General features: G+C 49.6%; 20 protein-coding genes. 13 read left to right on the top strand and 7 right to left on the bottom strand.

Annotation, left to right across the window (positions count from 1 at the left end):
* The first annotated feature begins 120 nt into the window (after positions 1–120).
* The 9 genes from sufC to ACYVF1_RS05680 all read left to right on the top strand — a co-directional run bounded on the left by sufC (position 121) and on the right by ACYVF1_RS05680 (position 6,490).
* Positions 121–870 carry a Fe-S cluster assembly ATPase SufC gene (gene sufC / locus ACYVF1_RS05720; RefSeq protein WP_461076494.1) on the top strand — a complete coding sequence of 250 codons (750 nt, stop codon included), beginning with the start codon at positions 121–123 and terminating at the stop codon, positions 868–870.
* Between the two features lie 85 nt (positions 871–955).
* The gene (gene sufD / locus ACYVF1_RS05715) at positions 956–2,281 is read left to right on the top strand and encodes a Fe-S cluster assembly protein SufD (protein WP_461076492.1); all 1,326 of its coding nucleotides are present in this window, start codon (positions 956–958) and stop codon (positions 2,279–2,281) included.
* Between the two features lie 137 nt (positions 2,282–2,418).
* Positions 2,419–3,336 carry an esterase-like activity of phytase family protein gene (locus ACYVF1_RS05710; protein ID WP_461076490.1) on the top strand — a complete coding sequence of 306 codons (918 nt, stop codon included), beginning with the start codon at positions 2,419–2,421 and terminating at the stop codon, positions 3,334–3,336.
* 92 nt (positions 3,337–3,428) lie between these two features.
* Complete coding sequence (locus tag ACYVF1_RS05705; protein ID WP_461076488.1) at positions 3,429–4,667, top strand: SufS family cysteine desulfurase; 1,239 nt, start codon at positions 3,429–3,431, stop codon at positions 4,665–4,667.
* Between the two features lie 22 nt (positions 4,668–4,689).
* Entirely contained in the window at positions 4,690–4,911 is a 222-nt protein-coding gene (locus ACYVF1_RS05700; protein WP_461076486.1) for a hypothetical protein, read from the top strand.
* Entirely contained in the window at positions 4,908–5,189 is a 282-nt protein-coding gene (locus tag ACYVF1_RS05695; RefSeq protein WP_461076484.1) for a type II toxin-antitoxin system RelE/ParE family toxin, read from the top strand. Before ACYVF1_RS05700 ends, ACYVF1_RS05695 begins: the two co-directional genes overlap by 4 nt.
* Positions 5,190–5,192: 3 nt before the next feature.
* The gene (locus ACYVF1_RS05690) at positions 5,193–5,621 is read left to right on the top strand and encodes a SufE family protein (protein ID WP_461076482.1); all 429 of its coding nucleotides are present in this window, start codon (positions 5,193–5,195) and stop codon (positions 5,619–5,621) included.
* An 18-nt stretch (positions 5,622–5,639) separates the two neighbouring features.
* Positions 5,640–5,951, top strand: a complete 312-nt coding sequence (locus tag ACYVF1_RS05685; RefSeq protein WP_020599942.1) for a DUF59 domain-containing protein — start codon at positions 5,640–5,642, stop codon at positions 5,949–5,951.
* A gap of 107 nt (positions 5,952–6,058) precedes the next feature.
* Positions 6,059–6,490, top strand: coding sequence for a BrxA/BrxB family bacilliredoxin (locus tag ACYVF1_RS05680; RefSeq protein WP_461076480.1), 432 nt, complete (start codon positions 6,059–6,061; stop codon positions 6,488–6,490).
* Positions 6,491–6,601: 111 nt separating this feature from the next.
* Here ACYVF1_RS05680 and ACYVF1_RS05675 read toward each other — a convergent pair whose 3' ends face one another.
* The 4 genes from ACYVF1_RS05675 to ACYVF1_RS05660 all read right to left on the bottom strand — a co-directional run bounded on the left by ACYVF1_RS05675 (position 6,602) and on the right by ACYVF1_RS05660 (position 10,786).
* Positions 6,602–7,624, bottom strand: a complete 1,023-nt coding sequence (locus ACYVF1_RS05675) for an SPASM domain-containing protein (protein ID WP_461076478.1) — start codon at positions 7,622–7,624, stop codon at positions 6,602–6,604.
* A gap of 25 nt (positions 7,625–7,649) precedes the next feature.
* Positions 7,650–8,156: a hypothetical protein gene (locus tag ACYVF1_RS05670; protein WP_461076476.1), complete on the bottom strand. Its 507-nt coding sequence runs from the start codon at positions 8,154–8,156 to the stop codon at positions 7,650–7,652.
* A 34-nt stretch (positions 8,157–8,190) separates the two neighbouring features.
* On the bottom strand, positions 8,191–8,727 hold the full coding sequence (locus tag ACYVF1_RS05665) for a Uma2 family endonuclease (RefSeq protein WP_461076474.1): 537 nt from the start codon (positions 8,725–8,727) through the stop codon (positions 8,191–8,193).
* 70 nt (positions 8,728–8,797) lie between these two features.
* A complete protein-coding gene (locus ACYVF1_RS05660) occupies positions 8,798–10,786 on the bottom strand; it encodes a hypothetical protein (RefSeq protein ID WP_461076472.1) in 1,989 nt (662 codons plus the stop codon).
* Between the two features lie 134 nt (positions 10,787–10,920).
* Here ACYVF1_RS05660 and ACYVF1_RS05655 point away from each other — a divergent pair, with 134 nt between their 5' ends.
* The gene (locus ACYVF1_RS05655) at positions 10,921–12,042 is read left to right on the top strand and encodes an NAD(P)/FAD-dependent oxidoreductase (protein WP_461076470.1); all 1,122 of its coding nucleotides are present in this window, start codon (positions 10,921–10,923) and stop codon (positions 12,040–12,042) included.
* Positions 12,043–12,078: 36 nt separating this feature from the next.
* Here the strand turns inward: ACYVF1_RS05655 and ACYVF1_RS05650 are convergent, their stop codons facing one another.
* On the bottom strand, positions 12,079–12,654 hold the full coding sequence (locus tag ACYVF1_RS05650) for a hypothetical protein (RefSeq protein WP_461076468.1): 576 nt from the start codon (positions 12,652–12,654) through the stop codon (positions 12,079–12,081).
* Between the two features lie 220 nt (positions 12,655–12,874).
* On the opposite strand from ACYVF1_RS05650, the gene ACYVF1_RS05645 reads away from it, so the two are divergent.
* Both ACYVF1_RS05645 and ACYVF1_RS05640 read left to right on the top strand, forming a co-directional pair.
* Complete coding sequence (locus tag ACYVF1_RS05645) at positions 12,875–14,383, top strand: autotransporter outer membrane beta-barrel domain-containing protein (protein ID WP_461076466.1); 1,509 nt, start codon at positions 12,875–12,877, stop codon at positions 14,381–14,383.
* 70 nt (positions 14,384–14,453) lie between these two features.
* The gene (locus tag ACYVF1_RS05640) at positions 14,454–14,951 is read left to right on the top strand and encodes an OmpA family protein (protein WP_461076464.1); all 498 of its coding nucleotides are present in this window, start codon (positions 14,454–14,456) and stop codon (positions 14,949–14,951) included.
* A 122-nt stretch (positions 14,952–15,073) separates the two neighbouring features.
* Here ACYVF1_RS05640 and ACYVF1_RS05635 read toward each other — a convergent pair whose 3' ends face one another.
* Together ACYVF1_RS05635 and ACYVF1_RS05630 are read right to left on the bottom strand one after the other, a co-directional pair.
* Complete coding sequence (locus ACYVF1_RS05635) at positions 15,074–21,289, bottom strand: Calx-beta domain-containing protein (RefSeq protein WP_461076462.1); 6,216 nt, start codon at positions 21,287–21,289, stop codon at positions 15,074–15,076.
* 236 nt (positions 21,290–21,525) lie between these two features.
* On the bottom strand, positions 21,526–23,169 hold the full coding sequence (locus ACYVF1_RS05630; RefSeq protein ID WP_461076460.1) for a DUF4139 domain-containing protein: 1,644 nt from the start codon (positions 23,167–23,169) through the stop codon (positions 21,526–21,528).
* A gap of 269 nt (positions 23,170–23,438) precedes the next feature.
* On the opposite strand from ACYVF1_RS05630, the gene ACYVF1_RS05625 reads away from it, so the two are divergent.
* Complete coding sequence (locus tag ACYVF1_RS05625; protein WP_461076458.1) at positions 23,439–24,506, top strand: Ldh family oxidoreductase; 1,068 nt, start codon at positions 23,439–23,441, stop codon at positions 24,504–24,506.
* Positions 24,507–24,541: the final 35 nt, after the last annotated feature.

Below are 24,541 nucleotides of genomic sequence, written 5' to 3'. Positions count from 1 at the left end.
TACAATCGAACGGGGCGAGGGTCAACTTTTAAACGCCCGTTTTTGTTATCCATTCAGACCAGATACTGTTTCAACTGTTATCTTTGCGGCTTCATCAGGCCGACTCGCTCTGTTTTTATTATGTTATCCATCAGTAATTTACAAGCCTCAATTGGCAATAAGCAAATATTAAAAGGCCTTGATTTGGAAGTCAATGCCGGTGAAGTTCATGCCATTATGGGTCCGAATGGAGCTGGCAAAAGTACACTAGCATCCGTACTGGCAGGGCGTGAAGCCTATGAAGTAACCGGCGGTAGTGTCGAGTTCGACGGTAAGGATTTGCTGGAAATGGCTCCCGAAGATCGGGCTGCCGAAGGTATCTTCCTCGCTTTTCAGTATCCGGTTGAAATTCCGGGCGTTAGTACCACCAACTTTCTGAAAACAGCCCTCAACGAGATCCGTAAGTATCGCGGACAAGACTCACTCGACGCTGTGCAGTTTCTGAAGTTAATGAAAGAGAAAATGAAACTCGTCAACATCGACCAATCGCTCCTGAGCCGGTCGTTGAATGAAGGGTTTTCGGGGGGAGAGAAAAAACGGAACGAGATTTTCCAGATGGCGATGCTCGAACCAAAGCTGGCTATTCTGGACGAAACCGATTCGGGACTGGACATCGACGCACTGCGTATCGTGGCCGACGGCGTAAACAAACTTCGTTCGCCGGAACGCGCGACCATCGTGGTTACACACTACCAGCGGCTGCTGGATTACATTGTTCCCGATTATGTACACGTACTCTACCAGGGACGTATCGTTAAATCGGGTCCTAAAGAACTGGCGCTCGAACTGGAAGAAAAAGGGTACGACTGGATAAAGGCTGAAGCAATTTGATGTTTGATGTATAAGATAGGATATACGGCCAGAAAACGGCAAATCCTGTAGCATACAACCTACATCATACATCAAACATTAAAAAATGACTCCCTCCTATTCGTCATATAAGGATTTTAAAGAGCAGTTGCTGGCGGCCTTTCGCGACAACGAAGAACGCATGAACGGAGCCAGCAAAACAGCGCTGCATCAGCTACGTCGGTCGGCACTGAAGCAATTTGACCAGCTTGGCTTTCCGACCATTCGGAACGAAGAATGGAAATATTCGAGTGTGAATGGTTTGCTCAAAGAATCGTTCGACCTCGACGAAAGTACTACGTTAACCGTCGACGATCTGGCTCCGCTCGAAATTCCCAATCTCGATGGGAATATTCTGTACTTCGTGAATGGTCGCTACCACGCCGAGCTCTCGCGGATTGTTAGTCCTGCCAACGAAATACAGATTACCAGTTTTGCCGACGCCCTGAAATCTGAGCCGGATTTTATCGGTACGCATTTCGCCCGTTACGCTGATTATCAGGAAAGTGCATTTACAGCTTTGAACACGGCGTTGGCAAGCGATGGCGTTGTGGTACGCGTACCTGCCAATACTATCGTTGAGCAACCGATCATTCTTCGTTTCATCACCGACGCCCGTGGCAGAAACAGTGCTTCGCAACCGCGCAACCTCATTGTTGTAGGCAAAAACGCCGAAGTGATGATGGCCGAATCGTACCGGACGCTGGGCGAGGGTGCCAGTTTCGTGAACGTAGTGACTGAGATTGTCCTCGAACGCGACGCCCGGATGCAGTACTACAAAGTGCAGAATGAAACCGATAAAGCGTATCATGTTGGCACTACGCAGGTGTACCAAACCGACAATAGCCACTTCTATTCGGCTACTGTTACGTTGGATGGTAACTTCATCCGAAATAACCTGAACATCGTATTGAACGGCCAGAACGCTGAGGCTTTTATGTATGGATTATACATGCCCAACGGCCGTCAACACGTTGATAACCATACGCTTGTTGACCACGCGATGCCCAATTCGTATAGTAATGAATTGTACAAAGGCATTCTGGACGACAACAGTACGGGCGTTTTCAACGGGAAGATTTTCGTTCGGCCCGACGCGCAGAAAACCAATGCGTATCAGTCGTGTAAGAACGTAGTGCTCTCGCCCAATGCGACGATGAACACAAAGCCCCAGTTGGAAATCTTCGCCGACGATGTAAAATGTTCGCACGGCACCACGACGGGGCAATTGAATGACGAAGCCTTGTTTTACATGCGTTCACGGGGTATACCCAAAGATGAAGCTCGTTCACTGCTACTTTACGCTTTCTCGCAGGACGTGTTAAGCCAGATCAAAATTCAACCGATTCGGGAATATCTGGAGCGCGTCGTCGCGGAGAAACTTGGAAAGTAGCTTAAATGAATAATTTTTCATACAAAATGGATAATGACCGTGCGGTTGTTATCCATTTTTTGTAACGCGGACATGTTGTCCGCCGTGTTGTAATTTGCTTCACGACTATGCGGACAACATGTCCGCGTTACTTGCCTATGCGCCTTCTACTTGTACTCGCTTACTTTTTAATTACCAACGCTACGTTGGCGCAGAGTCTGCAATTTGCTTTTGAAGGTGACTCGGCGACGGTGCCGTTTGTGCGGGATAGTCTGCGGGGTATTTCGGGGTTAGAGATGGTACCGACTACCGGTGAATTGCATTTTGTGAGTGATCGTGGTTGGCACTACGTATTTACTAACATTAAGACCATTCGCGATTTAAGCGACAATACGAACCTGAAGCTGGCCGAAAAAACGCCTTTCTGGTTCGAGAGCGTTCGGTACCATACCCAAAGCAATACCTATTTCTGGACTGACGAACACGAATTTGTTACGTCTCTCCTGGCTAGTAAAACGCTGGGCGACAGTGCCGCCAAGGTTTTGCTACGTATACCTCTGCCGGGGCCGAACAAGGGGTTGGAAGGGATTGCGGTTACGCCCTCAGGTGCGCTTTGGGTAGCGCCCGAAGCGGGTTGGGAATCAGAAACGGGTATGAATCAGGATTCCGTTACGTTTTTTCGCTACGCAAATCCGCTGGCTGCCGACCCGGTTGTGGAGCGATTCAGGTATCCGATGAACCGCTGCCCATTTGCACAGGGTGAAGAACGGCCGAATGGTATTTCGGAAATTGTCGCTGTTGATGATAACCGGCTGCTGGTGCTGGAACGTTGTTATGACGCAAGCCAGCGGCAGGTTATAGCTCGATTATACGTAGCAACCGCAGACGTAGCAACGCACACGCTACGTCGGGATTTGGCGTTTGATTTCAACCAGCAATTTCCCGGCGTTGTCTGCAATCTCGAAGCCATGACCTGGACCGATGATACGAAACAGTCACTTATACTTATGGCCGATGATAATTTCCGTAAAAACCGAACCTTACGGAATCAGGTGATTGTTCTTCGAAGACGATAATTACCGAACCGAAACACCGCCTATTTTTGTTTTATAAGTGAAGTTTTCGGGCAATATTATCGCCATTTCTTTGTTCTTTTCTGCGAATTTTCATGCAATCAGCCATAGATACAACTCTCGATATTCAGAAAATCCGGCAGGATTTCCCGGTGCTGGACCAGGAAGTAAACGGTCGACCATTGGTATATTTCGACAATGCGGCAACTAATCAGAAGCCGTTGCCGGTTATTCATGCGCTTACTCGGTATTATGAAAGCTATAACGCTAATATTCACCGTGGTATCCACCATTTGGCCGAGCAAGCAACGGCTGCTTTCGAAGCTTCGCGCCGGGCTATTCAGGAATTTCTGAACGCCAAACACTGGCAGGAAATCATTTTCACCTACGGCACCACCGATGGCATTAATCTGGTAGCACAAACCTACGGTCGGAAGTTTCTGAAGGAAGGCGACGAGATTATTATTTCGACGATGGAACACCATTCCAACATCGTGCCCTGGCAGATGCTTTGTGAAGAAAAAGGCTGCGTGCTGAAAGTGATTCCGGTAAATGATCAGGGCGAACTGCTGCTGGACGAATACGAAAAACTCCTATCGGAACGTACCAAATTTGTCTCGTGCGTACACGTATCGAATGCGCTGGGAACCATCAATCCGGTTAAAACCATTATCGATAAAGCTCATGCTGTCGGGGCTCTTGTGTTGATCGATGGTGCACAAGCCAGCTCCCACCTCGACCTCGACGTACAGGCACTCGACGCTGATTTCTACGTACTGTCGGCGCACAAACTGTATGGTCCTACGGGTATGGGTGTGCTGTATGGCAAGAAGGAAATCCTGGATTCCATGCCGCCGTATCGGGGTGGTGGTGAGATGATTAAGGAAGTTACGTTCGCCAAAACGACCTACAATGATCTGCCGTACAAGTTCGAAGCCGGTACGCCGAATATTGCCGACGTAGTAGCTGTTAAAACCGCGCTTGAATACATGGCTAATTTGGGCAAGGAAAACATTGCCGCTCATGAACACGACCTGCTTCAATACGCTACCGAGCAACTTACTACGTTGGACGGACTACGTATCATCGGACAGGCAAAAGAAAAAATTGGCGTCATTTCGTTTGTCATGGATGGAATTCACCATCAGGATATCGGCGTAATTCTGGACCAGCAGGGCATCGCCGTCAGAACCGGGCACCATTGCACCATGCCATTGATGCAACGCTTCGGTATTGCCGGAACTACGCGAGCCTCCTTTGCCGTTTATAACACCAGAGACGAAGTTGACCGATTGATTACGGGACTCCGCCGGGTGCAGAAAATGATGTTGTAATTCGTAAACCTTAACTTTTGCTATGTATCCTAATGAAATCTTGTTAGACAAAAATCAGGTGCTTGCCAGTCTCAGCGAGCTACCCGACCGAGTTTCTTCGGAAGACCTAATTGAGCGTATTCTATTTATCAAACTGATAGAAAGCAGGTTGCACGAGACAACGCATGTTTCTAATGAGCAGGTTATGCAGGGACTTGATGAACTTAAACAGCAAAAATTAGCAGAAGCGGGCAAGCGTTTATGATTGATTGGAAAGAATCTGCCCGCGAAGAAGTTCGAGATGCATACGCTTATCTGCTCAACTTATCTATAATGGCTGCAGACGAGTGGAGAGATCAGTTGGATAAGAAACTCAATTTGATTGAGCAATTCCCGGGAATGGGTCGTATGGTTCCTGATTACAATGTTTCTTTTATCAGGGAAGTTTTCGTAGGAAGTTACCGGTTAGTGTATAGCGCTCAAACTGAAACACCCATTATTCTTGCTCTCAAGCCAATGGGCAGGCCACTTGGAAAATTATAACGAATGACCATTAACGAAAAGCAGGACGAAATTGTCGATGAGTTCGACTTGTTCGAGGATCAGCTCGATAAGACGCAGTATATCATTGACTTAGGTAAGAAACTCCCCCCGATGCCGGAGTCGCAGAAAACCGATGGGAACCGAATTATGGGTTGTCAGTCGAAAGTGTGGGTCGATGCTGAACTGAAAGGCGACAAATTGTATTTTTATGGTGATAGCGAACCCACCGCCCAGATTTCGAAGGGCCTGGTTGGTTTACTAATCCGTGTATTGTCGGGTGAAAAGCCTGAAGACATTGCCAACGCCGACCTTTATTTTATTCCAAAAGTAGGTATGGGCAACCTGATAACATCGCTGCGGGCTGGTGGGCTGGCGTCGATGATTGAACGAATGAAAGCGTATGGCCGGGCCTACTCAGGCCAAACAGCTTAATTTTTAGAAAGTATAGCAATGACTGACGAAGAATTAAAAGAACAGGTGGTTCTGGCGCTGAAAGGCGTTTACGACCCCGAGATTCCGGTGGATGTGTACGAACTGGGCCTGATTTACGAAATCAAGATATTTCCGGTCAACAACGTGTATATCCTGATGACGCTCACATCGCCTTCGTGCCCATCGGCAGGCTCGATTCCAGCCGAAATCGAAGAGAAGGTCCGGGCTATTGAGGGCGTCAACGACGTAAGTGTCGAGTTAACTTTCGACCCGCCCTACTCGACCGAACTTATGTCGGAAGTCGCTAAATTAGAATTGGGATTTATGTAAAAAAGGCCCCGACAGGCTCTGGCTGTCGGTTACATTGTTGCTAACTTTTTAGTCGCTAACGCGACTCCGACAGCCGGAGCCTGTTGGGGCCAATAACAACTAAAATTATGTATCCTCCTCATTTGCTTGTCCCGATGCGGGAAGACCTGACCAGCGTTGGGTTTGAAGAATTAACCACTGCCGACGACGTAGTGAACACGATGGAAAACGCTCAGGGCACCATGCTGGTCGTTGTGAATTCGGTTTGTGGTTGCGCTGCCGGGGCAGCCCGTCCAGGTGTAAAAGCCGCTGTGTCTATGAGCCCAGTGAAGCCGGATAAAATGGTAACTGTTTTTGCCGGTGGCGACCTGGAAGCAACCGCTAAAATGCGTGAATATTTGTTGCCATATCCCCCATCTTCACCAGCCATTGGCATTTTCAAAGATGGCGAACTGGTGCATTTCATTGAGCGGCACCACATCGAAGGTCGTTCGGCGCAGATGATTGCCCAACACCTCGAAATGGCTCTCGAAGAATTCTGCACGCCAGCGAATGCGTAAAAAATGAGTCGCCCGGGGCCCCGACAGGCTCTGGCTGTCGGAGTCGTCGGATAGTTTGTAGTTATCAAATTAGCCGCTAGCGCAACTCCGACAGCCAGAGCCTGTCGGGGCCTAAGCCCATACTTTCGTGCCTTCGGTACAGTTGCGGCACATTTCTATTTCGGAACGGGAACGTAGCAACGTTTGGCGGAAATCGGTGTAGGCGTTGCCCTGCCAGAGTTCGGCGAATGATTCCGTCTGAAGATTACCCAGTCGGTGGTGGGCATCTTTATCAAAGCAGCACGGCACTACAAGTCCATCCCACGTAATGACGCAGGAGTGCCACATTTTCCAGCAGTGGTCGCCAAACCCATTCTTGATCTGGTACGTCCCATCGGTCTGTGGAGCGTAACGACTGTACTTATCCAGCGTTGGGATTAAATCAGAGCCGTGTTCATAATCGTAAATCTGTGCCGTTTTCAGGCCAACTTCATCTACACCCAATTCGTGGGCTAATTTTTTAACTTCGGCAATCTGATGCTGATTCGGTTTCACGACCAGAAACTGAAACACTACGTGGGGCGTCCGCGATTTCAACTCCTTTTTCCAACGTAGTATATTCTTGGTACCCTCGAGCACTTTTTCGAGCTTCCCCCCTACCCGATACTGCTCATACACTTCCTGCGTAGTACCATCGATGGAAATAATCAGTCGATCAAGGCCAGATTCAACGGTTTTGCGGGCGTTGGCATCGGTCAGATAGTGGGCGTTTGTACTAGTGGCCGTGTATATGTTACGTTCGGTGGCATAGCGTACCAGGTCCAGAAACTGCGGATGCAGGTACGGCTCCCCCTGAAAATAAAAGATCAGATACAGCAGCGTTTCGTGCAGTTCGTCGATGGTACGTTTGTAAAGCTCCTCGCCCAGCATACCGGTTGGCCGCGTAAACGAACGTAATCCGCTCGGGCATTCGGGACAGCGCAGGTTGCAGGACGTAGTAGGTTCAAACGATACCGACATCGGCAACCCCCGCTGAACAGGTCGGCCCGTCTGCTTTGCTACGTAATAACTCGACAGCACTTTAAGCGCATTTGCCACCCGTTTAGGTGTGAGTTTGGACGCAAAATTAAGGCCGTCGATCAGGTTACGATTCATATGGGCAAAGGTACAACGTAGCGCGTTACGTAGCCGCAGCCATCGTCGACATGTACAAATTAGTCCCGTATCCGCAGGCCAGCAGCAACGTAATAAGGTCAGAATTAACAGCAGGACTGAAGGTATCAGTAAAGTCAATCTGGTAGTTATAGCCCATCTGACTCCATTTGAAGGATGGAATTAGTTGCAGCAGGGGCGTTTGCTGTTCATCTTCCAAAACAAAACGAAATTCCCAAAAGCCTCTAGTTTTCAGGCGATAATTCACCCATTTATCTGATGTATTTTGGAGACGAATGAGAATATTCCCCTTCCAGTTAAACATAATATCGCCTTTATCGACATCATCAAGTAGAACATCGAAGGCTGAATGCCAGAAATTTCGGGGTTTAATAGTTACGGTTTTATTATCCAGACTGGCACTTCCGGTACTGGAAAACCAGCTTTCGTACTGGAAGTGCGTAACCAGCGATTGTTGCGCGTCGAGCAAGTCGAAACTACCGGTACCTGATGTCGATGAAAGTTGAAAGTTCATGGCAGGGAGAAATGATAGCGTTTTTTCTGAAAATCTACCCCAATAACTGATTCACCGAAATCGTAAAATCATCCAGCACAGGCTGTGCTGAGCAGATATCATCATCGGAGCAAATCTGTACCGTTTTCCGCGATGTGTACACATGCACTTCAGCGTTTTCAGGATAGATATGCCAGACTACCTGTACACCTGCTTTAAAATATTCGATACGTTTTGCTTCTATCTTCTCTCCCTCGTCAGTCGGTGAAATTACTTCGATGCAAAACGCCGGAATTGGCTCATCTTCTTCATTACGAATCTGCTCATCCGAAAAATAAGCCATGTCAGGTCGTCGCATTTGAATGCCGGTAAGCATTACGTCCTGTTCGCAGATGAGTTCACCTCCTGCTTGGTGTGCTTTAGTCTGTAAAAAAAGTCGGTTAAGCTGTCTAATTAATTGTAAATGTTTACGCTTCATTCGGGCAAATGTGATTAGTTCGCCGTCATTCCATTCGTATTTGATCCCATCATTCGGTTCAAAACGAAGAAACTCCTCGAACGTAGTGGGGAGAGCTGCGGGTTGATGTGTCATCTCTAGCATGGTCGTAAGAGGTAATTTCGATGAACTATTCTTTGCAAGATACCCAACGCAACGTAGTAAATCAAGCGGCATTCATCCGCCAGATACAGCAGCCGGCTTCCTCAAAAAGCAGTTCACCTGAGGGAATGTTAGTGAGCGTTTTGGGCTTTTTACCCGTCAGGCTAGCCACGAAAATGTAGCCCGTTGTGGATTCGGTGTGCGTCCAGGCGATGTAAGAATCTTTTTCACCGGGAGCCACCAGCCAGCGGGTTTCTTTACCGACAATGATGGGCCAGATGCTTTCGGCAAAAAGCCTGATACGTTGGATAGCTTCAAATTGCTCAGCGTTTTGCCCCCAGGCGAATGGACCATGAGTCACTTTGTCGAGCTGGCGATCGTCTTCAATATGAAAGACGTAGAGCTTGGAATACTCTTCGTTTTCGCCCCGTTTTTCGTGCAGATTCCGCACTTCGAAACCCAGACTTACGTAGCTGGGCATATCCGTCAGAAATAGGGCCGTAAAGTAGCGAAACACATTTCCTGTCTGGTAAAACAGGTCGAAACGGGGATCGTCCTTATCAGCGGTGATAACGGTGAAATTAGGTGCAAACCGACGGGTTTTCAGGAGTTTATAATACGTAGCAAACTGTTGATTGAACTCCGCCGAACCAACGACCATCGATTGCAAATCACCCAGCGTCGAATCGGCTTCGATAGCTTCCAGATGATCCAATTCATTCCCGTAACCCATCGTATCGGGCGGGGCCAGAAACGTTTCCGCGAAAAAGGCATAATACGGTACGTTCGCCTGGACATATTTCTTAATAGCGCGTAACGGATCATACCAATCATCCACAACCGCTGGAACGCCCTCTGGCCGCATCTGCACATGGGCCATGTCGCCCCGCATAAAATCAAAATTGTATCTATATTGACAATCAGCCACTTGCCGACAAATGTAATCCCAGGCAGGTTGATTTGGCCGGCTAAAGTCAAGTTCCCAATTCTGGTTATTGTCTTTTGATTCATAGAATCGGTAACGTGCCAGCGGCCCAAAAACCCGCGACATAGGCTCTGGATTGTCGAAAGCATACTGATACCAAGTCTGGCCGTATTCATCCAGTACGTAGTCATTCGCGTCGATATGCAGTCCCCGATAGGGTGGCGCCATTGTCATGGGTAAGGTTTCATAACCTTGCCCAACCAGATGCCGAATCAGTGCAATCCGCCGGTTGAGTCGCCCCTGGTAATCGTGCGGATAACCAAACAAAATTTGCTGGCGCTGATTGTCGCTCAGGCCGTTAATGCCAAGTGCAACAGAAAAAAAAGCATCTTTCGAGAAAGCCAATGGCGTTCCATCGGCGGCTCCGTGAAATTTCAGAAACTGCCAGATCGCTTCCTCAACGTAGCGAAAAACCAGATTGGAGTGATCGAGAAGCTGGCTGGGTTTACCTGACTTTTCGTCGCGCTGAACCCATTCGAACAGAGACGGACAGGTAAGCACCATCTCCGAAAATCGGTCGGTGTGCGGAATCACGTCCATGCCAACGGTACGTCCCATCGCATGTAATACGTTGATAACCACTTTCAGTTGTTTTTCAACTGAATTGAGCGCCGGTACGTATTTCGCCAGTTCTACGTCAAAAAATTCGGGGTTAATCTGCCAGCTCACCATGCCGTACAGACTCCCAACGACGCCCGGCTCCCAGATTGGCAGTAAGTGAATACTGTCGTGGCTGGCAGGGAGGGTCAGTACGTAGTCGATGATGTTCCAGAACGAGCCAATGGTTCTGACGTTGATGCCGACCATATTGCTACGTTTCAGCCACGTCCCATCCGATAAGTTTTTTACCGGACTATCGATGGTTTCGTTGGGATCCAGCGCCCGACGTAGTATCTCATTACCCAGTCGCTTATGCAGTATGTCGAGTGTCTGATACACCGTAAACGCCAGAGCTGTTTGAGGAAGCAGATGCGAAATAAACGACAAACGACCTGATTGATAGGCATCTGTGTGTATCCCATACTCTCGATACCAGTCGGCTTGCATATCGGTAATTGTCTTCGGCATAGAGCAAATGTAAAGGGTTTTTCTAAAAACAAATTCAGCTCGTTTTTGTCATTGGTAAGGTACCGGAATCTTTCGCTGGCGACATACTACTTTACCCAATTATTGCCGTTATACAGAAACCGTCCGGAAACAACATGGCCGATCAAACAGACGTACTTATCATTGGCGGAGGGCTCGCCGGACTAGTCAGCGCCCTCGAACTGGCCAAAGCTGGCCATCCGGTTACGCTGATTGAACGAAAAACGTATCCCTTCCATAAGGTTTGTGGTGAGTACGTTTCTAACGAAGTTCGGCATTATGTTGAATCGCTTGGCGTTGATTTGACCGGAATTGGCGTTGCTGATATCCACCGACTTCAGGTTTCGGCGCCATCGGGCCGGTTGCTGGAAAGTGAGCTGGAATCGGGCGGTTTTGGTATCAGCCGGTATCGATTCGATGACGAACTGTATAAACTTGGCAAAGCTGCCGGCGTACGGTTTCTGCTGAATAAACAGGTCGATACCGTTACGTTTCAGGAAGCGAAAAATGGCTCGTTTACGGCTTTGCTCAACGACGGACAAATTCTGACAAGTCGATTAGTGATTGGTGCGTATGGTAAGCGGTCGAAATTAGATCGTACGCTTAACAGAAATTTCACACACCGGCCTTCGCCCTATCTGGGTGTCAAATACCACATCCAAACGGCGTTTCCCGACGATACGATTGCGTTGCACAATTTTCAGGATGGTTACTGCGGTTTGTCGGCCATTGAAGACAATCGGTATTGCCTGTGCTACCTCACCACCCGCGATCACCTGCGCCGGTTCGGAACTATTCCGCACATGGAGCAGGCTATTTTATACCAGAATTCGCATTTGAAAAACGTTTTCGAAAACGCCCGTTTTCTGTACGACAAACCGGAAGTTATTAACGAAATATCGTTTGCGCCCAAACAGGCCGTCGAAAATCACATGCTGATGGCGGGCGATTCGGCAGGTTTGATAACGCCCCTCTGCGGCAATGGCATGGCGATGGCCATTCACGGCGCCCGTTTGGTTAGCAACCTGACTACTACGTTCCTGCGAGGGCAAATCAGCCGTAGCGAACTCGAAAATCAGTATCAGCGCCGGTGGTCGGCACAGTTTACCAAGCGGCTGTGGTTTGGTCGTCAGATTCAGCAATTGTTTGGCCATCCATTACTCACGGAAGCCACCGTACGTACCTTCGCTACGTTCAAACCGGCACTACGTATGCTCATCCGGCAAACGCATGGCTGACGCATAGGAGCCAAGGCATGCCTTGGCTTTACAGGGTTAATACGTTCGCAGCACCCGCAGGCGGTGATTTTTGTTGACGCGGATATGTGGATTGCTGAGCCAATGAAACAGAACGCCACTGAGCAATAAAGCGCCTGTAACTGGTAACACATTGGTGTTCAACTGTCGATTGTTGATAACATCGGCCAGCAAATAAACTCCTCCCGCCAGCGGAAACAACGTACCAGCCGCCGTCACGAACGGAATCCGGCGGTGTATATAAACTTTTTGTACATCTTTCAATCTGAACGTAACGGGCTCGTCGCGATTCATGACTTCATTTACCATCAGTACGCTGAACGTACTATCCGTTACGTCGTATAGCTCTTCGCGGTACTTCTCGGCTTTGGCCTTAAAATGAAACTCATCTCCCTGAAAAAACCGGTACCGACGGAAGCCGCCCAGCGTGTGATTTACATCGAAAGCCAGGTATCTCGACGGACGTAGCAGCGCGAGGTAAGAGGTCCCTTTTCGCTGCAGCAATTGTTCGGTGGTCAGCGTATCCCGTGGTTGCGCCTGGATAATCAACGTAGTAAATAACAGCAGAAACGAGAAAGAAAAGCAGAATTTCATGGTGGCCGTTACCGCAAAGTGAGTGGTTTGGGGCTGCAATGTAAAACCAAAAACGACCGCTTTGTTTATTAAAATAAGTTAAGGCGGGTTCTTATTGGCTCACTATGTTTCGCGGCTACGTTCATTACAATGGTTGACCGCTGCCTAAAAGACACTCCTTTATTACTTGATTATGAAGCAGTAAGACTTAGATTTATTGACAAAAACTACTCTTCGAATCATGAAACTTATCTACGCTCAACTGTTGCTACTACTAAATTTATCAGCAATGGCCCAGAATTATGTGTCCATCGGATCTAATTCAGGCTCCCCCGCTTCTGGCAATACGTTAATTGGTCTTTCGCCGGGCAATTTCAGCATGTCTGGCAATGATAATGTCATGATAGGCGGAGGAACGGGGAATTCAAACACGTCGGGTACCTTCAATGTTTTCGTTGGTAATCAGTCAGGTAACCTGAACACAACGGGGAACAGAAACTCCTTTTTTGGCGATGGGGCTGGTAATCGAAATTCAAGCGGGAGCTATAATTCGTTTATCGGCAATCAGGCGGGTTATTTCAACAAAGGAGGTACTTACAATTCGTTTGTCGGAGCTGAGGCTGGTAACCAGAATACAACGGGCAATTTCAATGCTTACTTTGGTTATCAGGCGGGCTATTCCAACCAGATCGGTGATAATAATGCCTTTGTCGGATATCAGGCGGGTTTTAAGACAACTTCTATTCAGAATACATTTATCGGCAGCCAGGCCGGTTCGTCGAATACGGGCGGAAGTAGTAACGCGTTTGTGGGCTTTCAGTCAGGAACTAGTAATACGACTGGTATTTCCAATGCTTTTCTGGGTTCTTTTGCGGGTAAGTCGAATACGACAGGTTTCGATAATACTTATCTAGGATCTAATTCGGGAAATAACGGGACGACAGGCAATGGCAATACGTTTGTGGGCTATGGAAGTGGGGTAGCCAATACAGGCAGTAATAATTTGTTTGCAGGCAACCGGGCCGGCTATTACAGTAATTCGGGAAGCAATAACGTACTGATTGGCCCCTATTCCGGTACAGCAATCCAGACAGGAAGCAACAATATTATGCTGGGGGCCAATGCTCAACCGACCAGTAGCGCCCTTCAGAATGGCGTGGCGATTGGCACCAATGCTACCGTCGCGTTAAACAATGCCATCGTGCTGGGCGATTATACGAATCCGAGTATCGCTGTGGGGATTGGCACGAATGCACCCCAATATCCGCTCGATGTGCGTGGAATTATTCGCTTACGGAACAGTGGCACCATCAAGTTTACCCACCTCCTTAATCCAAATCTGCGCAACGGTGCGACAGACCAGTTTCTGACCGTCAACGCGGAAGGTGAAATCGTACTGGCTCATTATCAGCTACGTATCAGTAGTCCGAACGAATGGTCAGATCGGGTATTTGCCAAACACTATCCATTAAAACCCTTATCGGAAGTTGAGCAAGTAATTCGAAAAACGGGCCATTTGCCAGGTGTACCGTCGGCAGACGACGTAGTGAAGAACGGCATTGATCTGATTAAGTTGAACGCTACGTTGCTGGAAAAAATTGAGGAGCTGACGCTCTATAGCATTGAACTGGAAAAGAAAAATCAGCAACTCCAGTCGGTCGATGCTTCGCATCAGCAGGAATTACTACGCCAGCAGGAACGTATCACTAAGCTGGAGCGGCTTATGAAACAGGTACTGGAAAAAAGATGAGTTACTCGTAATGCTTGTTTATAACACATTATCGACATTGACTTAGTCATTATTCACGTTACTGGTAAGCATGCTCATCCCAAAAGAAAGTCAAGCCGCACGCGTTGGAATACTGACGCTACGTTCTAAAAAATTCTTTTACTGCCTACTTTTAGTTATCGCTACGTATCGAAACACACTTGCTCAGGAGCAGCCCAAACTACATAGTGAAACCACTCCCCTGCCGGTCCAGCTCAATCTGAATGTTTATATTCTGTATTTCGATCAAAGCAGTTACATGTTACGTCCAGGGGTGAAAATAACGTTGGATTCCATAGCTCAGCAATTAGTTAACCAGCCGAAATTAATGGCAAGTGTGACAGGCCATTCAGACACTATTGGCAATCGTGAATTGAACCGTCAACTGGCCGAACGCAGGGCCAAAACCGTAGAAAATTACCTCAGGCAGCATGGCGTGGCGCTGTCACGTATAAAAGCAACCTGGGAAGCCCCCGATACAAAAGTCTCCACCACCGATGCGAAACTGATTAGTCGCCGGGTCATGGTTCTTCTTTCTCCTAAAGAATAGATTCGATAAATCTGGCGCAAATCGTATTCCTATAAAACGTGATAGCGGGTTTGAAACCGTTAATAAACCGTCTCAAACCCGCTATCACGTCTTCCATACCACGCTACGTGGCGACCCTTTGGCTACTGCTTCAATATCTTGATTGTCTGCTGGTGGGCAGGCGATGCAACTTGCAACAGATAGATACCTGGATCGCCTTTAAGTGGCAACCGTAGCCTTTCGTTGTTCGTTTTCAACAGATTATTCGCTTCGCTGACAGAGCGTCCCTGTTCATTCACTACGTTAAGCCGTACTGATTGACTCTGCCCATTCCGAATTTCTATTTCCAGATAGTCTTCGGTAACAGGATTTCCGAGAACGACTACGTCAAGGCTCATTCGCTCTCCAACTCCCTGACGACCAGTCGGAGTACTGCAGGCCGCCAGCCAGTTATACGTATAGCTGGTTTCTCCCGGCGTACCCTGCTGGGTAGCTTTCAGAAGAATGGTTGGATTATCGGTGTAGAGCTGTAGCGTGTAAGGCCCCGGATCGGTAGTTGGCAGCTTTTCGTTAACGACGGAGAACGTGATGGGTTGCCCATTTACATTGCCGTACAGCGGCTGGAACGTAACCGAACGCAGGCCAGCATTAATCGTGGTACAGGTGAGCGTCTGGACACCCGTAATGCTGAAGGTTTCCGGATTCGGTGATCCGGCCGGAAGCACCGTCAGCACGAAGGTAGTACTCACACTGAGTCCCTGAGGATCGGTAGCCGTTACGGTCACGCTGCTTACGCCCGCAACACTCGGTACGCCACCAATCTGCACGGGCGGACTGAAATTCAAGCCGGCTGGTAAGCCGCTCACTGTCAGCACCAGCGTATGGGGCGACTCGTTATCCGTGAACGTCGTTTGTGGGATGGTGTAGCCAAACTCCTGCCCTACCTTCGCCGTCTGATTCGTCAGCGGAATATTTACCCGTGGGGGCGTATTGGGTTGCGGAGCCCGGCAATTGGCCAGCCAGTTGTAGGTATACGAAGCCTCACCCGCGCTACCCCCCTGAATCGCTTTCAGAATGATGGTTGGGTTATCATTGTAGAGCTGTAATGAATAGGGGCCCGGAGCGGTGGTCGGGAACATTTCGTTAACCACCGAGAAGCTCACTGGCTGACCATTTAGCCCTGAATAAACCGGCATGAAGCTGATTTCGTAGCGGTTGTGCGAAATCTGCGTACAGGTCAGCGGGTTTACTGCTGTAATGGCGAAGGCCGCGCTGGATGTTGCTGAAGCGGGTTGCACCGTCAGGGCAAAGCTGGTAGAAGTACTCAACCCACCCGGATCAGTAGCCGTCAGTGTGATGGTTGAGGTACCCGTCTGCGATGGTGTACCCGACAACGTACTGCCTACCAGATTTATACCCGCAGGCTGGCCACTTACCGACAGTGTCAGCGAATTTGGGGTCTGTGCATCGGTAAATGTATTGCCTACATTCAGGCCATACGGCTGCCCCTGAATCGCCACCTGGCTGGCAATCGGATTAACCACCGTTGGTGGAGTATTGGTGGCACCCGATTCAACTACAGTTATCAGGAAATTAGTGCTTACGCTAAGCCCCTGAGGATCAGTAGCCGTCACGGTCACACTACGCACGCCAGCAACTGCTGGCACTCCACCAATCTGCACGGGCGGACTGAAGTTCAAGCCTTCCGGCAAACCGCTCACCGTCAGTACCAGACTATGGGGCGACTCGTTATCGGTGAACGTATTTTGCGGAATCGTATAGCCAAATTCCTGCCCAACTCTAGCCACCTGATCGCTCAACGGCTGGTTGACCCTTGGGGGTGTATTGGGTACAGGATTCTGACAGTGTTCCAGCCAGTTATAGGTAAATGAAGCTTCGCCCGGCGTTCCGGTCTGCTGCGCTTTGAACACAACAATTGGATTGTCGTCGTACAATTGCAGGGTGTAAGGACCCGGCGCGGTGGTCGGAAACATTTCATTCACCACCGAAACACTGACGGGCTGGCCGTTGAGTCCACTAAAATACGGTGTAAAGCTGACCACGTATCGGTTACTGGAAATCTGCTGGCACGTATTGGTCGTAACGGCTGTGATGGCAAAGGGTCCGGCGGGTGGATTGTTCTGGATAACCGTGACCGAAGCCTGCGCCGTACAGTTGCCCGTCGTACCCGTAACCGAGTATGGGCCAGCAGTATTAACGACAATCGACGTAGTGTTGGCCCCTGTCGACCATTGATACGTTGTGGCACCTGTAGCCGTAAGCGTAGTACTTTGCCCGGAAGCGATCGTTAGAGACGGATTCGCGCTGATACTTACCTGAGGCATTGTGTTATCCTGACTTACCTGGGCTAATGCGATGGCCTTACACCCATTATTCCCGGTCAACGTAACGGAATACGTACCAGCCGCCGTGGCTGAGATCGAGGGTGTTGTAGCGCCCGTGTTCCACACAAACGTACCGTTGCCCACGGCATTCAACGTAACCGAAGGATTAGTGCAGCTCAACGTACTGCTCGACGGGTTGATGCTGACCGACGGCATGGAGTTGTCCTGAGAAACCTGAGCCGAGTTACTGGCTTTACATCCATTGGCCGCTGTGAGCGTCACGGAGTAAGTATTGGCTGTATTCACGGTAATACTGGACGTAGTAGCGCCCGTGCTCCACAGGTAGGTACCGGTGCCATTGGCCGTTAACGTAACAGTAGGATTGGCACAAGTCAACGTAGCACTGCTGGGACTGATAGTCACCGAAGGCGTTGAGTTATCCTGACTCACTGTCGCTGAGGTCATGGCTGTGCACCCGTTAGTACCCGTCAGCGTCACTGAATACAATCCCGCTGCGGTAGCCGAAATCGAGGACGTAGTGGCCCCGGTGTTCCATAAATACGTACCACTACCATTAGCCACTAACGTAGCAGTCGGATTGGCACAAGTCAACGTAGCGCTGATGGGACTGATGCTCACTATGGGTGAACTGTTATCCTGACTTACCGTCGCCGTGGCCGAAGCAATACAGCCATTGCTACCCGTCACCGTCACTGAATACGTACCGACAAGGCTCACTGAGATTGCCTGGCTCGAAGCGCCGGTATTCCATTGGTAGGTACCTGTCCCACTGGCCGTTAACGTAACAGTAGGATTGGCACAAGTCAACGTAGCGCTGCTGGGAGTAATAGTCACCAAAGGCGTTGAGTTATCCTGACTCACTGCCGCTGAGGTCATGGCCGTGCACCCGTTGGTACCCGTCAGCGTCACCGAATACGATCCCGCTGCGGTAGCCGAAATCGAGGACGTAGTGGCCCCAGTATTCCACCGATACGTACCAGCACTTCCCTGGGCATTCAACGTAACGGCTGGCGTCGTACAACTCAACGTAGCACTGGTTGGAGTAACAGTCACCGTAGGGGCCGCGTTATTCTGGAACACTTCAACCGAAGCGGTAGACGTACAATTGCCTGTTCCCGTTAGTGTTACGGAATAAACCCCAGCCGCAGTCACTGAAATTGCAGACGTAGTGGCCCCGGTGTTCCATAAATACGTACCACTGCCCACCGCATTCAAGCTGACTGCAGTGGTCGAACAAGTCAACGTAGCAGACGAGGGAGTAATACTCACCGAGGAGCCCGAATTATCCTGAAAAACCTGGGCAGTTGCTGTAGACGAACAGCCATTGCCAATCGTCATGGTTACCGAATAGGTGCCCGCAGCCGTGGCCGAAATGAAAGGCGAAGTTTCTCCGGTGTTCCACAGATAGGCTCCTTCACCTTCGCTCTGTACTTCCAGCATTACTGATGGGTTGGCACAGGTTAACGTAGCACTTGCGGGACTAATCGAAATGGTAGGGCTGGCATCTTCATATTCTACCGTTACCGATGCCGATGCCGTACAACCGTTATATCCGGTAATGATTACTGAATACGTTCCCACCTGGGTTACACTCGCAATATTGCTGGCTGGGCCTCCAGACTGGGTCGCTCCCTCACTGAACTCATACTTGATTTGTTCGTACGGGTAAGCAATTATGTTGACGGATGGATTGGCGCAACTCAGTTTCATTCCCTCCTCAACTTCGAGACGAGGGTTATCTGGCCCCGAAAAGTCGCCGTCAACATACGTAGTCGCTGTGGCCGTGCAGCCGCTGGCATTGGCAACAGTAACCGTATACTCGCCGGGGTTAGAAACCGGGAATATACCGGTCGTATTGATCGTATTCGATGCTCCGTCAGTAAGTGTATAACTTACGCCCCCCGTTGCGGTCAACGAAAGAACAGGCTCGCTACAGGTGAGCTGGCTTTCGGATGGACTGAGAGTGGCATTTACTGCGTTTATTGTTACCTCCGCTGCACCGGATAAATTAGCCGGACTCGCCGACGAACTACCAGCGTCTGTCAAAGCAGCAATTGTATACGTAGTGCTTTGTGAAGGCGTTACCGTAATAGGTGATCCACTTACGTAACCCGAAATTTCCTGAGTAGACGATCCGTCGCTGATAGTCAGGCTGTAAGGGCTCGTTCCATTGGTAACGGTTACGGCCAACGTAGTAGACTGGCCCGAACAAATGCTGCTGTTACCAGCTATCGTAGCGAAGGTCGGGGGCGCCACATCGTCGTTTACAATCGTGCCCCGTCCTTGTGTATCTATACCAATGGCGTTTGTGATATTCGTTACGTTGACAAAGAAAGTTTCAGTCGGCTCAACGACTACATCACCATTGACAGTAACATCGAACGTATATGTTGATGAACCCGCCGGAATAGTCTGGAGAATAAATTGTTTACCTGAATAATCGACCGGTACCGTAGCTGTACCATTAGCGGTGGCAATATTAAACGTAACACCACCCGCCGGAGCTGGTGCAAATAGACTTACCGTAAATGTAAATGTCGTAGTACCAGCATTTCCTTCGTTGAGCGTTACGTCGTTGATGGTCAGATTGGGGGCGGCATCATCATTGACAATGGTGCCCACGCCCTGTATTTTTACACCAACGGCGTTTGTGATATTCGTCAAATTCACAAAAAATGTTTCGTCTGGCTCAAGGGTGATATCACCGTTGACCTGCACCGAAATGGTAGATGTAGATACCCCCGCCGGAATGGTAACGCTGCCGGAGGTAGCTATATAATCACCTGGTGCTGTGGCCGTAGCTGTTCCATCAGCTGTAGCATAATTGAACGTAACACCACCCGCCGGAGCTGGTGCCGATAAGCTGACGGTAAAATTAAAAGTAGTCGTGCCCGCATTTCCCTCGCTGAGCGATACGTCGTTGATGCTCAGATTGGGAGCTGCGTCATCGTTTACAATGGTGCCCTGTCCCTGCCCATCCGTAACATTGGCTCCTGTTACGTTCGTTACGTTGACAAAAAAGGTTTCGTTGGTTTCAGGAGACGTATCACCATTGACCAGCACCGAAAAAGTATACGTAGAACTTCCTGCCGGAATAGTCTGGCCGGTCAGCGACTTGGCCGTATAATCGCCGGGGGCCGTAGCCGTACCATCGGCGGTGGCAATATCGAACGTAACACCACCCGGACCCGCTGGTGCTGATAAGCTTACTGTAAATGTATACGTGGTTGTGCCGGCGTTTCCTTCGCTGAGCGATACGTCGTTGATGGTCAGGTTGGGCGTAGCAACCCCCTGAGGGGTTAAACTGAAATCATCAACCGCCAGGCCATCGTCGTCACCCGTAGCATCTTCATCAACCCATCGAATCCAGAACGTAGCGCCATTGGGAATAGACTGACTGCCAATTGTGGTCGATAACGCTATTCGGTTTGCCCCATTGTTTCCATCTTTGGCTCCAACTCCTGTAGTTGTAGGTGTTAAAAAATCAAGGTCGGTGATAGGTGCCCAGTTGCCTGTAGTCAGGCTCGTGGCATCCGTACTATACTCAAAGTTTAACCGGTCGGTCCGACCTTCGGTCCCTAATCGCCATTGCTCCCCGGTATAACTGATGGCAAGACTTTGGATTGTAGCACCGGTATTATTTGTAAAAGCGGCTCCAAATACCGGAATCAGGTCGGCCGAACGTATACTTCCCAGCGCCTGTTCATAAACGACAGGGCTTATGAAGCAGTACATATCGGCTATATTGTCGCTACCTGTCCCAACCGCGTAATACTCATTATCTCTTCCGCCACCTCCTGACTCAGTCAGGTACCATCCCGGTGTCGAAAGACTATTATGAATAGAACCGGGAAAATTGAATACCGAACTGAAATTTTGAGTATAAGCCGTACCCAAAGTTGTTAAAGACACTTGCCCCCTGGTTATGAGTGGAAGCAACAGGAAAAGCATCCCAGACAAAGCCCAGGAAACGCTACGTAGTCGTTTGATCATAAAATGAGTAAGGTTGGAAAGATTGCGGCTAAAGTTAGTTACCAGACTGATTAGGGAGTTTAGAAAACAATAAAAAATTATTATCATAAAAGAGTAACATAATGCAACTTCCCTGCCACTTTATTTTTGTAGAGTTATAGGGTTGTAAGGTTATAAAGTTCATTCGCGCTTCAGCCCCGGCATGGAATCGCAACTTTATAACCTTACAACCCTACAACTCTACAACTCCTTCACGCTTACTGCACAATCGTTCGGCCTTTGGGGTATTTGAGCTCATACCGGAACGTCAGCGTGCGGCTTTCGTTGGGCTGGAGTGTCAGGCGATACGTTAGCTTACCGGTTTCGGCGTTCAGATCGGCGCCACCCGCGTCGGTCAGCACAACTTCAATTCGGCTGTCGGTCGAAACGGGAATCTGGTCATACACCGTTAGTTCAACCGGCTCCGTTCGCGTATTACGTAGACTGATGCGATACGCCCGATTTTCGCGCTGGTTGCTGCCAATGGTTTTGCGGCTGTTGAGGTCTTCGATCTGCTCGCGTTTGGCAATGATACGTTTATCGCGACCCAATGACAACGCCAACGTATCGTGTGCTTCTGTCAGATTTATGTGCGACTCACCGACGAACGTACCTTCGAAATAAATCCGGGCCGGGCCGTTGAGCAGATTCAACTTGTCCCAACCGGTCAGTTGCGCTACCAGAAATGCGTCGTTATCGAGTTTAGGCGTTACTTCATACCGATACGTTGCAGGCACCGTTGCCACCTGCACATCGACCAGATGCGGGCGACCATTCGTGAGAATCGTATACGGAATGGCAATTACAAAACTGACATTAGTGGGCTGATCGGAAATCTCGGTTACAGTGGCTGTGTTTGCCAAATCAGCGGCTCCTCCAGCTATCGAAGCGGGTTTTGCTGCCACTATTTTTTCGTCTAATTCTACGGCTGATTCTGTCTTTGTTTTAGTACTGTATCCAACTCTTGGTGCAGGTCGGCGTTCGTAGAAACCAACATAATCGATGGTCAACTGCGGTTGCGAACCGGGTAGCGCCGGATTGGCCGTCGAGAGTGTCAGACGGATATTTTGCCAGTCGAAACCCGTGTTCTGATACACCTGCGCCTTGCACGCCAGCGAAGCCGGATTTTTCGTATCACCCACCCGCACGTCGTACACCGGCGACCAGCCCGCGTTGCCCACTACGTAGCTCAGATCCAGATCGACGGTCGTTCGATTTTTGGCCGTCAGCGTCACTTCAATTTCGCCCACCGGGCGTTCCCGTTTGGCGTTTTGTTCGTGAACCTGTGCCTCAAGTCGTTCAACCCGTTTTTTCTGTTCGGCCATACGCCGGTTCAACACCAGCAATTCCTGTCCGATTTTCGTGAGTCGTTCCCGATAAAAGGCGGCCATGTCGGCGATTTCTTTCACCGTTGTTCCGGTCGTTTTACCACCAATCTGCTGATTAGCCAGAATCAGTTTGCGTTCCTGTTGCAGTACGTCCTCCTGCACGCCCATACTTTCGAAAAGCTCCCGATTACTACGTAGCGAATCCTCTAATCGCTGCAACGAAGCGGGCTTCGAGGCCTTCGTCAGAAAATTAGTCCGAAACTGAACGCCCTGAATAATAGCGTCGCCCTTTCCCGCCACCTGAATGCTCTGCGGATCGGTCTGAGCCGGTGCATTGTCGATGATGAGTCGGGTGGTGCCTGCTTCCAACGTAGCGGTGGCGTGGGCAGACAGTTGGGCCCGAGATAAAAATACAGTAGCCTGCCGAAGCGTGGCCTGAATACGTTGTTCGTCGTTGGTGCTGGGCATACTAACCTGGGCAATACCCGATTGAGCCACAAACCATAATGAAGTGATTAGCAGGGATTTTTTCATAGCAACTAGATGATTCGGCGGTATAGATTCCATAAATGGGGTGAGCGTTTAAGAAACGGTTTAAACTTTTCCTGAACGGCAATTTTGTGATGCTGACGAAGGAAGCATCTTAAAGCACCCTGATTAGTTCGTTTGGGTGCTTTAAGATGCTTCCTTCGTCAGCATCACAAAAACACTCGTTTTAAGATCTGCCTTCAGAAGCGAAAGCATATCATTTTATTTCTCGAAAAAGCGACGGAATAATTCATCGGCTTGCCCAACTTTGCGCTATGATTAATGCCCATCATCTTCGCTCGTTCACCGAGCAGATTTTTAGCGCCCTCGGCTGCCCGGATGCCGATGCGCAGTTAGCCGCCGACGTACTTGTTAGTGCCGACCTTCGCGGTGTCGATTCTCACGGAGTTGCCCGACTTCCCGGCTACGTTCGATTGTACGACCACGGACGTATCAACCCAAAACCACAGATTCGCGTCGTTCATGAAACACCGTCAACCGCCGTGGTCGATGGCGACAAAGGATTGGGTTTAGTAGTAGGGCCGTGGGCTATGAAGGTAGCTATTGAAAAAGCACGTATCGCCGGAACCGGCTGGGTGGCGGTTCGTAACTCCAATCACTTTGGCATCGCCGGTTATCATGCCTTGCTGGCTACCGAACACGATATGATTGGTCAGGCTATGACCCACGCGGCACCGTTGGTAGCGCCTACATTTTCACTGGATAAACTTCTGGGAACCAACCCGATTGCCGTGGCCATTCCGGCCGCAACCGAACCGACGTTTCTGGCCGATTTTGCGTCTACGGCGGTGGCTTACGGCAAACTCGAAATTCTGCAACGTAAAGGACAGGATAGTCCGCTCGGCTGGGCGCAGGATGCCACCGGCCAGCCAACGACTGATGCCAATGCAATACGTAACGGTGGGGCGCTGCTTCCGCTCGGCACCGACCGAGAGCATGGTTCACACAAAGGCTACGGTCTGGGCGCTATTGTCGATATTTTTTCGGGTGTGCTTTCCGGTGCCAATTATGGACCGTGGGTACCGCCTTTTGCTACAGCGGGTTTCATGCAGGCCAACGAGGGAGTAGGCGTGGGTACAGGCCATTTTTTCGGAGCCATGCGTATCGACGCGTTCCGACCTGCCGACGAATTCAAAGCGCACATGGACACCTGGATTCAGCGGTTCCGGCAGGCAAAAGCTGTTGAGGGTAAACAAGTCCTGATCCCCGGCGATCCCGAGCGTGAGATGGAAGCCGAGCGGCTGGCAAACGGAATTCCTGTTGTAGAACCCGTCATCAAAAGCCTGGACGAATTAGGCGAACGGTTTGGCGTGAAGTTGTAAGTAACGAAACAAGGTGTTCACATTACTCAATTAGT

The organism is Spirosoma flavus, assembly GCF_054778555.1.
Note: the sequence above shows the minus strand (reverse complement) of the source record. Positions and strands in the feature narration are given on the sequence as shown.